Raw genomic sequence first — 12,852 nt, forward strand, 5'->3', positions numbered from 1 at the left:
GGCAGACCGGTTCGGCGCAGGCGTTGTGACCCCGCCCGGCAGGGGCCGTACAGTCTGTACTCCTGCCCCGCGGTGAGGTTCACCGCGTCGGGCCTGCCTCCGCCGGACCGTCGGCGGCACACGGAAAGACGAAGCCCCGTGGACGTGCAGAACAAGGTCGACGAGATCGTGGCGGCGGTCGAGAACGCCCGCTCGATGCCGATGTCGGCCTCCTGCGTGGTGAACCGGGCCGAGCTGATCGGCCTGCTCAACAACCTCAGGTCGGCCCTGCCCGCCGAACTCGCCCAGGCCCAGTCGGTGATGGCCGACCACGAGCAGGTGGTGGCGGGTGCCCAGGCCGAGGCCGAGCGGATCATCCAGGGCGCGCACGCCGAGCGCGGCTCGCTGATCTCGGACACCGAGGTGGTCCGCCAGGCCCAGGCCCAGGCCGACCGGATCCTCGCCGAGGCGCGCGCCGAGGTCGACGCCAAGCGGGCCGAGGCCGACGACTACGTGGACAGCAAGCTCGCCAACTTCGAGGTCGTGCTGACCAAGACGCTCGGCGCGGTCGGCCGCGGCCGCACCAAGCTGCGCGGCGACTCCAGCGTCTTCGAGACCAAGTCCGAGGGCGAGGGCGACGGCGAGGAGTTCCGCCCGCAGCGGATCAGCCCGAGCCCCGAGGTGGACGAGTACGTCGACGTGAAGCTCGCCACCCTGGAGAACGTGCTCGGCGCCACCCTGGAGGCGGTCGGCAAGGGCCGGGACAAGCTGCTCGGCAAGCGGCCCATCGACGAGCTGGGCGCCTACCTGGCCGCCGCCGACCAGGCCCAGGAGGCCAAGGAGCGGGCCGAGGCGGTGGCGGCGGGCTTCGCCCACGACCCCGACGGCGGGGACATCGCCTGGTACCGCGAGGACGTCCCGCAGCAGCAGACCTGGCCGGAGCAGACCCCGGCCGCGGCCGGCTGGCAGGCCCCCGGCACCGACCAGTACGCGGCCGCCCAGCAGCCCGGCGGGCAGTACGCCGAGGTGTACGGCGGCGGCTACGACCCGGCCGGCCAGGGCGACCCGTACAACGCCCAGTGGGGCGGACAGCAGGACGGCTACCAGCAGCAGGGCTACCCGGACCAGCAGCAGGGCGGCTACGGATATCCCCAGCAGCAGCAGGGCTACGCCGCGCAGCCGTACGAGGGCTACGCCTACCCCCAGCCTCCGGCCACCCCGCCGGCCGTGCCGCACCAGCAGCAGGGCCAGCAGCAGGGCCAGGGCCAGGCGCAGGGGCAGGGTCTGGACGAGACCAGCTTCTTCGACACCAGCATGATCGACATGACCAGGCTGCGGGAGCTCGGAGGCCGCTGAACCGGCCCCGGCACGGCCGCGGGGGAGTCTCCCGACGGGACCGAAGTTGGGCCTGACGGGAGACTCCGGTAGTCTGACCACTCCGGCCTCCCCATGTCCGGCCGTTGGCTTGCCCTCGCAGCGCCGACTTGTATGGGGACGCTTCGTTGGATTCCTATGGAAGTCAGGACACCGTGAACCGCCTCGACCACCGCGACCCCCTCGTGTTCGACACGCACGAGCTCGGTCGGCGTCCGGGCTCGATGCGCAAGGTGAGCCGGACCCTGGAGGCCCCGGAGGGCTTCGGGATCATCGACGTGATCGGCGTGCCGGAGAAGAGCCCGATCGAGCTGGAGCTCCGCCTGGAGTCCGTGGTCGAGGGCGTGCTGGTCACCGGCACCGCCGAGACCCGGGTCGAGGGCGAGTGCGTCCGGTGCCTGGAGCCCGTCGAGTTCGACGTCGACGTGGACTTCCAGGAGCTGTACTACTACCCGGAGTCCGACGAGCGCCACCGCGCCCGGACCGCCGGGGCCGAGGACCTCGAAGAGGACTCGGAAGATGAGACTTACCGTCTGGAGGGCGACTTCTTCGACCTCCGGCCGGTGCTGCGTGACGCGGTGGTGCTCGCACTGCCGCTGCAGCCGGTGTGCCAGGAAGACTGCCTGGGCCTGTGCTCCGAGTGCGGAGCGCGCCTGAGCGACGACCCGGCGCACCACCACGATGCCGTCGACCCCCGGTGGGCGGCTCTGCAGGGACTCTCCGCCGCCCCCGGCGACGAGGGTGACGGATCTAAGAACAGCGACACCCGTGAGGGTCTCGCCGAGAACCAGGAGAAGTAGCCGTGGCTGTTCCGAAGCGGAAGATGTCGCGCAGCAACACGCGCCACCGTCGGTCCAACTGGAAGGCCGTTGTCCCGGCCCTCGTGGCGTGCGACCGCTGCCACGAGCCGAAGCTGGGCCACATCGCGTGCCCGAGCTGCGGCACGTACAACCGTCGCCAGGTCCTCTCGGTCTGATCGGCGGGGTGTACGGATCGATGTCGGACGGTAACTCCACCCGCAAGGCGTCCACCGCCCCGAAGGGTTCCTCTTCGGGCGGCGGCAAGGCCGGCGGGCCGGCTTCGACCGAATACGACGTCCTGGAAGGGCGCCTCGGGTACACGCTCGAGCGCGCCCTTCTGGTGCGTGCCCTGACCCACCGCTCGTACGCGTACGAGAACGGCGGGCTGCCCACCAACGAGCGCCTGGAGTTCCTCGGCGACTCGGTGCTGGGCCTCGTGGTGACCGACACCCTCTACCGCGTCCACCCGGACGTCCCGGAGGGCACGCTCGCCAAACTGCGCGCCGCGGTGGTCAACTCCCGCGCGCTCGCGGACGTCGGCCGCGGCCTGGAGCTCGGCACGTTCATCCGCCTCGGCAAGGGCGAGGAGGGCACCGGCGGCCGCGACAAGTCGTCGATCCTCGCCGACACCGTCGAGGCCGTGATCGGCGCCGTCTACCTGGACCAGGGCCTGGACGCGGCCACCGAGTTCGTCCACCGACTGTTCGATCCGCTGATCGAGGAGTCCTCTCAGCTGGGCGCCGGCCTGGACTGGAAGACCAGCCTCCAGGAGCTCACCGCCTCGGTGGGCATCGGAGTGCCCGAGTACGTGGTCATGGAATCCGGTCCGGACCACGAGAAGACCTTCACCGCGGCGGCCCGGGTGGCCGGCGAGGACTTCGGCAGCGGCGTCGGCCGCTCGAAGAAGGAAGCCGAGCAGAAGGCCGCCGAGAGCGCCTGGCGCGCGATCAAGGACAAGTACGCCGACCGGCTGCCCGCCGGGGCGTGACCTCCGAGTAGCCTTCACTCCTGCCGAACCGTACCGAGCAGGAGGCGTCTTCCCGTGCCCGAACTTCCCGAGGTCGAGGTCGTCCGCCGTGGTCTGGCCAACTGGGTCGCCGGGCGGACCGTCGCCGACGTCGAGGTGCTGCACCCGCGCGCGGTGCGCCGCCAGCCGGCCGGCGCGGCCGACTTCACCGCCCGGCTGACCGGCACCACCCTCGGCACCGCGCAGCGGCGCGGCAAGTACCTGTGGGTGCCGCTGGCCGGCACCGGGGCGGGATTCTCGCTGATCGGCCACCTCGGGATGAGCGGCCAACTCCTCGTCCAGGACCCGTCCGTACCCGACGAGACGCACCTGCGGGTGCGGCTGCGCTTCGCCGACGGCGGGCGCGAACTGCGCTTCGTCGACCAGCGGACCTTCGGCGGCCTGGCGGTCGAGGAGGCCGAGGACGGGGACCCCGAGGGCACCCCGGTCTCGATCGCGCACATCGCCCGCGACCCGCTCGACCCGCGCTTCGACGACGCCGCCTTCGCGGCCGCGCTGCGCGCCAAGCGGACCACCGTCAAGCGCGCCCTGCTCGACCAGACCCTGATCAGCGGCGTCGGCAACATCTACGCCGACGAGGCGCTGTGGCGCTCCAGGCTGCACTACGACCGCCCGACCGCGACGCTCACCCGCCCGCAGGCCCTGCTGCTGCTGGCCGCCGCCCGGGACGTGATGACCGCGGCGCTCGCCGTCGGCGGCACCAGCTTCGACAGCCTCTACGTCAACGTGAACGGCGAGAGCGGCTACTTCTCCCGGGACCTCGACGCCTACGGCCGCGAGCAGGAGCCCTGCCGCCGCTGCGGCACCCCGATCCGGCGGGCGGCCTGGATGAACCGCTCCAGCTACTTCTGCCCCCGCTGCCAGCGCGTGCCGCGCACCAGCGGCGGGGGCTGAGGCCCCGCGCTACTTGCGGGTGAGTTCGGGCTCCTCGGCGGCCGGCTCCCCGGGCGTGCCGTGGGTGTCCTGGCCGAAGTAGGCCACCCCGACCGCGGCGACCACCGCGAGCAGGAAGCCGATCACGCCGAGCCAGCCCAGGCCGGCCTTGGAGGAGTCGCCGAGCCAGAGCACGCCGACCGCGCCGGGCAGCACCGTCTCGCCGACCACCAGCGCGGCGGTCGCGCCGTTGACCGAGCCGATCTGGAGCGCCACGGTGTGGATGTACATCCCGCCGATGCCGCCGACCAGGACCGCGTACAGCGCCGGGTCGGAGAGCAGCGAACCGATGTCGAACGGCTCGATGCCGTTGAGGATGCGCACCCCGACGCCCAGGGCGCCGAAGCCGAGGCCGGAGAGCAGGCCGGCGACGATCGCGCCGTTGGCGCCCATCCGCCGCACCAGCAGGCTGCCGCCGACCAGCAGCACGGTGGTGACGATCAGCAGCCACCAGTGGAAGGACATCGCCACGTGGTGGCCGCCCTCCGGTCCGGCCGAGACGGCCAGCAGCACCAGCGCCGAGCAGAGAACGGCGATCGAGGCCCACTCCAGCTGCTTGAGCCGGATGCCCAGCAGCTTGATGCTGAGCACCGCGGTGATCACCAGGTTGGCGCTGATGATGGTCTGGGAGAGGAACAGCGGCAGCAGCCGGGCGGCCAGCGCGCCGAGCCCGAAACCGATCAGGTCGAGCACCGTGCCGAGGATGAACTCCCAGGTGACGGCGGCCTTCGCGGTCGAGGACAGGCTCGGGCCGCCGTGCTCGGTGGTCGAGGTGGTGGCGCCCTTGGCGGCCTCCTCCCGGGCGGAGCGGCGGGATCCGACGGCCTGGAGGACCGAGCCGGTGCCGTAGCAGGCGGATGCCGCCACGGCGGTGACGAGGCCGATGATCACCGAGTGCTCCGATCGGGAGTCGAGTCAAGGATTGGCTGAGTAAAGAAAGGGCAATGGGGCCGGTGGTTCGGGACCACTATGCCCGTTCGCACGGTACGGTCGGCACGCCCCCCGGAGTGCCCCGGAACCGGGCCGGGCCTGCCGGAACGTACGTCCGGGGGCCGCAGCCGGTTCCCGCGCGGGCCCCGTCTCGGGGACGGCTGGGGGAAACATCATCCCCGAGGAGGGGAGCGGCCCCGGCGGACGGCGGGGAGCCTTGTCAGTACCAGTATGCGAAGGGTATGGCGTGCTCCGGGGCCGGTCACGGTAGCGTCGGGGGCATGAGAACCCTTGCACGACGTTCCCGGGGCGCCGGGCCGCTTGCCCTGGTGGCGGCGCTGCTCGGGCTGCTGCTCCTGCTGGCGCCCGCGGCCTCGGCGGCCGGCGGACTGAGCGACGCCGCGGCCTCCCTGAAGAAGGGCCGGGTCTACGTCGACCCGGCCATGACGAGCCGCTTCAGCCAGGACCGGGCCGACGCCCTGACCAAGAAGATCGACAAGGCCGACAAGCCGATCTTCATCGCGGTGATCCCCGACTCTGCGGCCTACGCGAAGAGCAACCTCCAGGACCTCCGCACCCTGGTGGGCATCGACGGCGTCTACGCGGTCTGGCACGGCGACAAGTTCGACGCCGGCGGCGACCGCGGCGCGATGGGCGCGGGCCAGCCGCAGCGCATCGCCGGGGCGGCCTTCCGGTCGAACGGCGGCGACATCGACGCCACCCTGAACTCCTTCGTCGACCAGGCCGCCCCGCAGACCAAGGGCACCGGGGTCAACCACAGCACCTCGATCGCCTGGGTGGTCATCCCGCTCGTGCTGGTCGCGCTCGCCGGCACCGGCGTCTTCCTGCTGTTCCGCCGCGCCAAGAAGCGCAAGGAGGAGCAGGCCCGGGCCGAGCTGGAGCAGCTGCGCCGGGTCGTGGACGAGGACATCACCGCCTTCGGCGTCGAACTGGAGCGGCTCGACTTCAGCCCGGCCGCGGCCGACGCCGACGACGCCCAGCGCACCGACTACAGCCACGCCCTGGACTCGTACGAGAAGTCCAAGCGGCTGATGGACGAGGCGAAGAAGCCCGAGGACGTCAAGCAGGTCACCGAGGCGATCGAGGACGGCCGCTTCTCGCTGGCCACCCTGGCCGCCCGGCGGGACAAGCGGCCGCTGCCCGAGCGCCGTCCCCCGTGCTTCATGGACCCGCGGCACGGCCCGTCCGTCAAGGACGTGGACTGGGCCCCGGCCGGCGGCTCCCCCCGCTCCGTGCCGGTCTGCCAGGCCGACGCGGACCGCGTGGCGGCCGGCCTCGACCCGGCGATCCGCACCGTCGACACCGACCAGGGCCCGCAGCCGTACTGGAACGCCGGCCCGGCGTACGCCCCGTACGCGGGCGGCTACTACAGCGGCTTCGGCGGCGGCCTGCTGCCCGGCCTGCTGGTCGGCACCATGCTCGGCTCGATGATGAGCTCCCCGGCCTACGCGGCGGCGCCGATGATGGGCGGCGGCTACCAGGACCAGTACGAGGGCGGCGACTACACCGGCGCCGACTTCAACCCGGCCGACTTCAGCGGCGGCGGCGATTTCGGCGGCGGTGGCGATTTCGGCGGTGGCGGCGACTTCGGCGGCGGGGACTGGTAACCCGCAGCACCGACCGTCCGACTCAGCGGCCCCGCCGGAGCACCGGCGGGGCCGCTGACGTCCTCGTCCCGGCCGGCGTGCGGGGGCGGGCCGGCCGGGCGGTGGCCGGGCGCGCGGGCCGCCGGGGCGTGTCCTAAGGTCAGGGGCATGCACGGTCGCGACGCCCACAGTGAGGAACCGGTCCGGGTGACCGCCTGGGTCCGGGGGAAGGTCCAGCAGGTCGGGTTCCGCTGGTGGACCAGGGCACGGGCGCTGGAGATCGGCCTGACCGGCTACGCCGGCAACCTCGGCGACGGCCGGGTGCAGGTGGTGGCCGAGGGACTCGCGGCCGACTGCGAGCAGCTGCTGGCCCGGCTGCGCGGCCCGGGGACCCCGGGGAACGTCAGCGGGGTCACCGAGATCTGGACGGCCGTCGGCCCCGGTTACGAGGGTTTCGAGATCCGCTGAGCCGCCCCGGGCCGGAGCTCCGGCGAAGCGGGGCGCGGCGTTCCGGGAAAAGATCGGGAACCGGCGGTGTCACGAGGTTGCCATCCGGGCAGACTCGTGGTTGACTCCGCATCGAACGATGATCCACGAGCACGTGGTGGACCCGTCCCGAGACCCCCCAGGCGTGACGACACCGCCGGGCAGGTGACAGGGGCGCGGTAGCGTGCGGTGATCGTGTTGACCCTTTCCGTCTTTGGTGAGACGCTGGAAGCCCGCGCACACGACCGCGTTATCCCGGCAGGCGCATGCCCCCGTGAGCCCAGCTCACGGTGGTTGTGCCGTAGTGCCCAGCCAGCACTTCCGGTGACGCGCCGCGCGTGCGTCCCCCTTCCCCCTAGACCTGGACCGTTCCGGTTCGGTCACTCAGCGTGGAGGACCATTCATCATGGCAAAGGCGCTTCTCGGGTACGTCGGCGGCCCCGACCCGCGAATGCTCTCCGAGATGCGACGGCTTCAGCAGCGCGTCCAGGACCTTGAAGCCGAGCTCCTTCGGATGCAGGCTGAGAACGACGCTCTGACCGCTGTCGCTGACGAGCACTCGCTGCTCAACAGCATCGATCTGGATCAGCGGGAGCCGGCTCTCACCTGAGTCCCGCCCGGTCCTCGCAGATCGACGCCGCTGTGCACTGAGCCGCCCCGAAAGGGACGCAGCTTGCAAGGGACGCCCGGATGTGGCGTCCCTTCGTCGTGTCCGGCGCCGGATAAAGTCGGTTCCTGTCCTGAGTGATCGAGGAGACCGGCCGCGTGCACCTGAAGAGCCTGACGCTGCGCGGGTTCAAGTCCTTCGCCTCCAGCACCACCCTGCGCTTCGAGCCCGGCATCACCTGCGTCGTCGGCCCGAACGGCTCCGGCAAGTCGAACGTGGTGGACGCGCTGTCCTGGGTGATGGGCGAGCAGGGGGTCAAGTCGCTGCGCGGCGGCAAGATGGAGGACGTCATCTTCGCCGGGACCAGCGGGCGCGCCCCGCTCGGCCGCGCCGAGGTCAGCCTCACCATCGACAACGGCGACGGCGCCCTGCCGATCGACTACGCCGAAGTGACCATCACCCGGACCATGTTCCGCAACGGCGGCAGCGAGTACGCGCTCAACGGCGAGACCTGCCGCCTGCTGGACATCCAGGAACTGCTCTCCGACTCCGGCATCGGCCGCGAGATGCACGTCATCGTCGGGCAGGGGCAGCTGGACTCCGTGCTGCACGCCGACCCGATGGGGCGGCGCGCCTTCATCGAGGAGGCGGCCGGCGTCCTCAAGCACCGCAAGCGCAAGGAGAAGGCGCTGCGGAAACTGGACGCGATGCAGGCCAACCTCAACCGGGTCCAGGACCTGGTCGCCGAACTGCGCCGCCAGCTCGGGCCGCTCGGCCGGCAGGCCCGGATCGCCCGCCGGGCCGCCGGCATCCAGGCCGACCTGCGCGACGCCCGGCTGCGGCTGCTCGCCGACGACCTGTGCACGCTCCGCCGGGCCGTCGAGGCCGAGATCGCGGACGAACTGGCGCTGCGCCTGCGCCGCACCACCGTCGAGCAGGAACTGGCCCGCGCGGTGCAGCGCGAGAGCGTCCTGGAGGCGCAGGTCCAGCAGCTCGGACCCGGCCTGGAGACCGCCCGGCAGACCTGGTACCGGCTCTCCGCGCTCGCCGAGCGCACCCGCGGCACCATCGGGCTGGCCGAGGCCCGCGCCCGGCACGCCGTCGCCGGGGACCGCGGCGAGGAGCGGCGCGGGCGCGACCCCGAGGACCTGGAACAGGAGGCCGGACGGGTCCGCGAGGAGGAGGCCGCGCTGACCGGGGCGCTGGAGGAGGCCCGGTACGCGCTGGCCGAGGCGGTCGAGCGCAAGGACGGGCTGGAGCGGGAACTGGCCGACGAGGAACGCCGGCTGCGAGACGCCGCCCGGGCCATCGCCGACCGCCGGGAAGGCCTGGCCCGGCTGCAGGGACAGGCCGCCGCCGCCCGGTCCAGGGCCGCCGCGGCGCAGGCCGAGATCGGCCGGCTCGCCGAGGCCAGGGACGAGGCGCTGCTGCGCGCCGAGTCCGCCCGGGCCGAGCTGGACGAACTCCGGCAGCAGGTGGACGGCGCGACCGGGGACGACGAGCAGGCCGAGGCCGGGTACCGGCGGGCGCGCGAGCGGCTGGCCGCCGCGGAGGAGGGGCTGGCCGCGGCCCGGGAGACGGCCGGCGCCGCCGAGCGCGAGCGGGCCGCCCTCACCGCGCGGCACGAGGCGCTCTCCCTCGGGCTGCGCCGCAAGGACGGCACCGGCGCGCTGCTGGAGGCCGGGGAGCGGCTGGGCGGGGTGCTCGGCCCGGCGGCCGCGCTGCTGCGGATCGAGGCGGGGTACGAGGTGCCGCTGGCCTCGGCGCTCGGCGCGGCGGCCGACGCGGTGGCCGTCGACTCGCCGTCCGCCGCCGCCGGGGCGCTGCGGCTGCTGCGGGCCGAGGACGCCGGCCGGGCCGCGCTGCTGATCGCCGGCGCCGCCGAGGTGGCCCAGGCGGCGGGGGAGTTGCCGGACGGAGCCCGCTGGGCGGCCGAACTGGTGGACGGCCCCGAGGAGTTGCTCGGTGCGGTCCGGCGGCTGCTGGCCGGGGTGGCGGTGGTCGAGGACCTGGACCAGGCGCTGCGGCTGACCGCCGCGCGGCCCGGAGTCTGCGCCGTCACCGCGGACGGGGACCGGCTCGGCGCCGGCTTCGCCCAGGGCGGGTCCGGCGGTGCGCCGAGCCTGCTGGAGACCCAGGCGGCGGTGGACGAGGCGGCCCGGGCGATCGGGGAACTCACCGACCGCTGCGCCGAGTCGGCCGAGCGGCTGGCCGAACTCGCCGAACAACGGCGGGAGTCGGCCGCCGAGGTCGAGCAACTGACCGATCGGCGGCGGCAGGCGGAGAAGGAACGGGCCCAGGTCGCCGGGGCACTCGGCCGGCTCGGCGGGCAGGCCCGCGCCGCCGCCGGGGAGGCCGAGCGGCTGTCGGCCGCCGCCGCGCGGGCCGAGCAGGGGCTGACCGAACTGCTCGACGGAGCCGAGGAACTGGCGCAGCGCCTGGCCGCCGCCGAGGATTCGGCCCGGGCGGGCCAGGACGAGCCGGACACCGCCGAACAGCAGCGCCTGGCCGCGGCCGCGAGCGCCGCCCGGCAGGCCGAGCTGGAGGCCCGGCTCGCGGTGCGCACCCACGAGGAACGGGTCCGCGCCCTGGCCGGCCGGGCCGACCAGCTGGACCGCGCCGCCCGCGCCGAACGCGAGGCGCGCGCCCGGGCCGCCGAGCGCCGCCGGCGCGCCGAGCACGACGCCTCGGTGGCGAACGCCGTCGCGGCGGGCGCCCGGCAACTGCTGGCCTGCCTGGAGGTGTCGCTGGCCCGGGCGGACGCCGGGCGGGTGGCCGTCGAACAGGCGCGCGCCGAGCGCGAGCACGAGCTGCGCGAGCACCGCGAGCACGGCCGCGGGCTCAAGGAGGAGCTGGACAAGCTGGTCGACGCCGGGCACCGGGACGAGGTGCTGCGGGCCGAGAAGCGGCTGCGGATCGAGCAGCTGGAGGCCCGCGCGCTGGAGGAGTTCGGCATCGACGGCGGCGAACTGCTCGCCTCGTACGGGCCCGACAAGCCCGTCCCGCCCTCGCCCTCGCCCTCGCCCGCGGCGCCGGCCGCCGATGTCGCCGCCGGCGTCGCCGTCAGTGTCGCCGCCGAGGAGGGGAAGGAGCCGGGGGAGCCGTACCCGTACGTCCGGGCCGAGCAGGAGAAGCGGCTGCGGGCGGCCGAGAAGGCCTACCTCCAGCTCGGCAAGGTCAACCCGCTGGCGCTGGAGGAGTTCGCCGCGCTGGAGGAGCGGCACCGGTTCCTCGGCGAGCAGCTGGACGACCTCAAGCGCAGCCGGCGCGACCTGCTGGACATCGTCCGGGACGTGGACCAGCGGGTCGAGCAGCTGTTCACCTCGGCCTACCACGACACCGCCGCCCAGTTCGAGGGCGTCTTCGCCCGGCTCTTCCCCGGCGGGGAGGGCCGGCTGGTGCTGACCGACCCGGACAACATGCTCACCACCGGGGTCGAGGTGGAGGCCCGCCCGCCGGGAAAGAAGGTCAAGCGGCTGTCGCTGCTGTCCGGCGGCGAGCGCTCGCTGACCGCGGTGGCGCTGCTGGTGGCGATCTTCAAGGCCCGGCCCAGCCCGTTCTACGTGATGGACGAGGTGGAGGCGGCGCTGGACGAGACCAACCTGCGCCGGCTGATCGGGATCATGGAGGAGCTGCGGGAGAGCTCCCAGCTGATCGTGATCACCCACCAGAAGCTCACCATGGAGTCGGCCGACGCCCTCTACGGCGTGACCATGAAGGGCGACGGCATCTCGCAGGTGATCAGCCAGCGGCTGCGCGAAGAGCACCGGGAGCGCCGGCCGCGAGCCGGACGAACCGCGTCGGTGTAGGGCGGCTGCGGTCCATCCGGGCTCCGGTCGCGGATACTGGAGCAGTTATGGAATACGTGATCCTTGCCGTAGTCATCGCCGTGGTCGCCGTCGGCGCGATCGCCGGCCTCGTCGTTTCCGGCAGACGACGCCAGCAGCTGCCCCCGAAGTCGCAGGCGCCGGTCATCACGGCGCCGAAGCCGACCCCGCAGGAGCCCCAGGTCGGCGAGGAGTCCGCGCCGCCGACCGAGGCACCCCGCCGCACCATCGAGGAGGTGGAACTCCCGGCGGAGGCCGGCGCGCCGGAGGCCCCCGAGGCCGTCGAGGCCCCCGACGTCGTGCCCGCCGAGGCCGAGGCGGCGCCCGCCGTCGAGGTTCCCGAGCCCACCGCCGGCCGGCTGGTCCGGCTGCGCTCGCGGCTGTCCCGCTCGCAGAACTCGCTCGGCAAGGGACTGCTCTCGCTGCTCTCCCGGGAGCACCTGGACGAGGACACCTGGGAGGAGATCGAGGACACGCTGCTCACCGCCGACGTCGGCGTCGCCCCCACCCAGGAGCTGGTCGAGCGGCTGCGCACCCGGGTGAAGGTGCTCGGCACCCGTACCCCCGACGAGCTGCGCGCGCTGCTGCGCGAGGAACTGGTCGAGCTGGTCGGCAAGGACGCCGACCGCACCGTCCGCTCGACCAGGCACGAGGAGGGCCCCGCGGTGGTCCTGGTGGTCGGCGTCAACGGCGTCGGCAAGACCACCACCACCGGCAAGCTGGCCCGCGTCCTGGTCGCCGACGGCCGCACCGTGGTGCTCGGCGCCGCCGACACGTTCCGTGCCGCCGCCGCCGACCAGCTCCAGACCTGGGGCGAGCGGGTCGGGGCGCGCACCGTGCGCGGCCCGGAGGGCGGGGACCCGGCCTCGATCGCCTTCGACGCGGTCAAGGAGGGCATCGCCGAGGGTGTGGACACCGTGCTGATCGACACCGCCGGCCGGCTGCACACCAAGACCGGCCTGATGGACGAGCTGGGCAAGGTCAAGCGGGTCGTCGAGAAGCACGGCCCGGTGGACGAGGTGCTGCTGGTGCTGGACGCCACCACCGGCCAGAACGGCCTGATCCAGGCCCGGGTGTTCGCCGAGGTGGTCGACATCACCGGCATCGTGCTGACCAAGCTGGACGGTACGGCCAAGGGCGGCATCGTGGTCGCCGTCCAGCGCGAGCTGGGCGTGCCGGTCAAGCTGATCGGCCTGGGCGAGGGCGCGGACGACCTGGCTCCGTTCGAGCCGGGGGCGTTCGTGGACGCGCTGATCGGCGACTGACGCCCCGCGCGCGCCGG

Annotated in this window: 11 protein-coding genes; 10 read left to right on the forward strand and 1 reads right to left on the reverse strand. The window is 73.6% G+C overall.

The genetic code is table 11. The annotated features are described in order from the left end of the window. The first annotated feature begins 138 nt into the window (after nucleotides 1–138). From ACGFSC_RS23620 to mutM, 5 genes are all read left to right on the forward strand, one after another. Nucleotides 139–1,335, forward strand: coding sequence for an ATP synthase F0 subunit B (locus tag ACGFSC_RS23620; RefSeq protein ID WP_359900563.1), 1,197 nt, complete (start codon nucleotides 139–141; stop codon nucleotides 1,333–1,335). 173 nt (nucleotides 1,336–1,508) lie between these two features. Next, the gene (locus ACGFSC_RS23625; protein WP_359900565.1) at nucleotides 1,509–2,153 is read left to right on the forward strand and encodes a DUF177 domain-containing protein; all 645 of its coding nucleotides are present in this window, start codon (nucleotides 1,509–1,511) and stop codon (nucleotides 2,151–2,153) included. Nucleotides 2,154–2,155: 2 nt separating this feature from the next. After that, complete coding sequence (gene rpmF / locus ACGFSC_RS23630; RefSeq protein WP_030056747.1) at nucleotides 2,156–2,329, forward strand: 50S ribosomal protein L32; 174 nt, start codon at nucleotides 2,156–2,158, stop codon at nucleotides 2,327–2,329. A 20-nt stretch (nucleotides 2,330–2,349) separates the two neighbouring features. Beyond that, nucleotides 2,350–3,141: a ribonuclease III gene (rnc, locus tag ACGFSC_RS23635; RefSeq protein ID WP_359900567.1), complete on the forward strand. Its 792-nt coding sequence runs from the start codon at nucleotides 2,350–2,352 to the stop codon at nucleotides 3,139–3,141. Nucleotides 3,142–3,195: 54 nt separating this feature from the next. Continuing rightward, a complete protein-coding gene (gene mutM, locus ACGFSC_RS23640; protein WP_359900569.1) occupies nucleotides 3,196–4,074 on the forward strand; it encodes a bifunctional DNA-formamidopyrimidine glycosylase/DNA-(apurinic or apyrimidinic site) lyase in 879 nt (292 codons plus the stop codon). 9 nt (nucleotides 4,075–4,083) lie between these two features. Here the strand turns inward: mutM and ACGFSC_RS23645 are convergent, their stop codons facing one another. Continuing rightward, nucleotides 4,084–5,004: a hypothetical protein gene (locus ACGFSC_RS23645; protein WP_359900571.1), complete on the reverse strand. Its 921-nt coding sequence runs from the start codon at nucleotides 5,002–5,004 to the stop codon at nucleotides 4,084–4,086. 320 nt (nucleotides 5,005–5,324) lie between these two features. On the opposite strand from ACGFSC_RS23645, the gene ACGFSC_RS23650 reads away from it, so the two are divergent. The 5 genes from ACGFSC_RS23650 to ftsY all read left to right on the forward strand — a co-directional run bounded on the left by ACGFSC_RS23650 (nucleotide 5,325) and on the right by ftsY (nucleotide 12,835). After that, on the forward strand, nucleotides 5,325–6,671 hold the full coding sequence (locus ACGFSC_RS23650; RefSeq protein WP_359900573.1) for a hypothetical protein: 1,347 nt from the start codon (nucleotides 5,325–5,327) through the stop codon (nucleotides 6,669–6,671). 147 nt (nucleotides 6,672–6,818) lie between these two features. Further along, on the forward strand, nucleotides 6,819–7,118 hold the full coding sequence (locus ACGFSC_RS23655; protein ID WP_359900575.1) for an acylphosphatase: 300 nt from the start codon (nucleotides 6,819–6,821) through the stop codon (nucleotides 7,116–7,118). Nucleotides 7,119–7,542: 424 nt separating this feature from the next. Continuing rightward, the gene (locus ACGFSC_RS23660; RefSeq protein ID WP_045702518.1) at nucleotides 7,543–7,746 is read left to right on the forward strand and encodes a hypothetical protein; all 204 of its coding nucleotides are present in this window, start codon (nucleotides 7,543–7,545) and stop codon (nucleotides 7,744–7,746) included. Between the two features lie 155 nt (nucleotides 7,747–7,901). Next, entirely contained in the window at nucleotides 7,902–11,552 is a 3,651-nt protein-coding gene (gene smc / locus ACGFSC_RS23665) for a chromosome segregation protein SMC (protein WP_359900577.1), read from the forward strand. 47 nt (nucleotides 11,553–11,599) lie between these two features. Further along, nucleotides 11,600–12,835 (forward strand): signal recognition particle-docking protein FtsY, encoded by a 1,236-nt coding sequence (ftsY, locus tag ACGFSC_RS23670; protein WP_359900579.1) that lies wholly within the window; start codon nucleotides 11,600–11,602, stop codon nucleotides 12,833–12,835. Nucleotides 12,836–12,852: the final 17 nt, after the last annotated feature.

It is taken from the genome of Kitasatospora sp. NPDC048715 (genome assembly GCF_043198905.1).
GTDB classification, from domain to species: Bacteria; Actinomycetota; Actinomycetes; order Streptomycetales; family Streptomycetaceae; genus Kitasatospora; species Kitasatospora lactacystinica.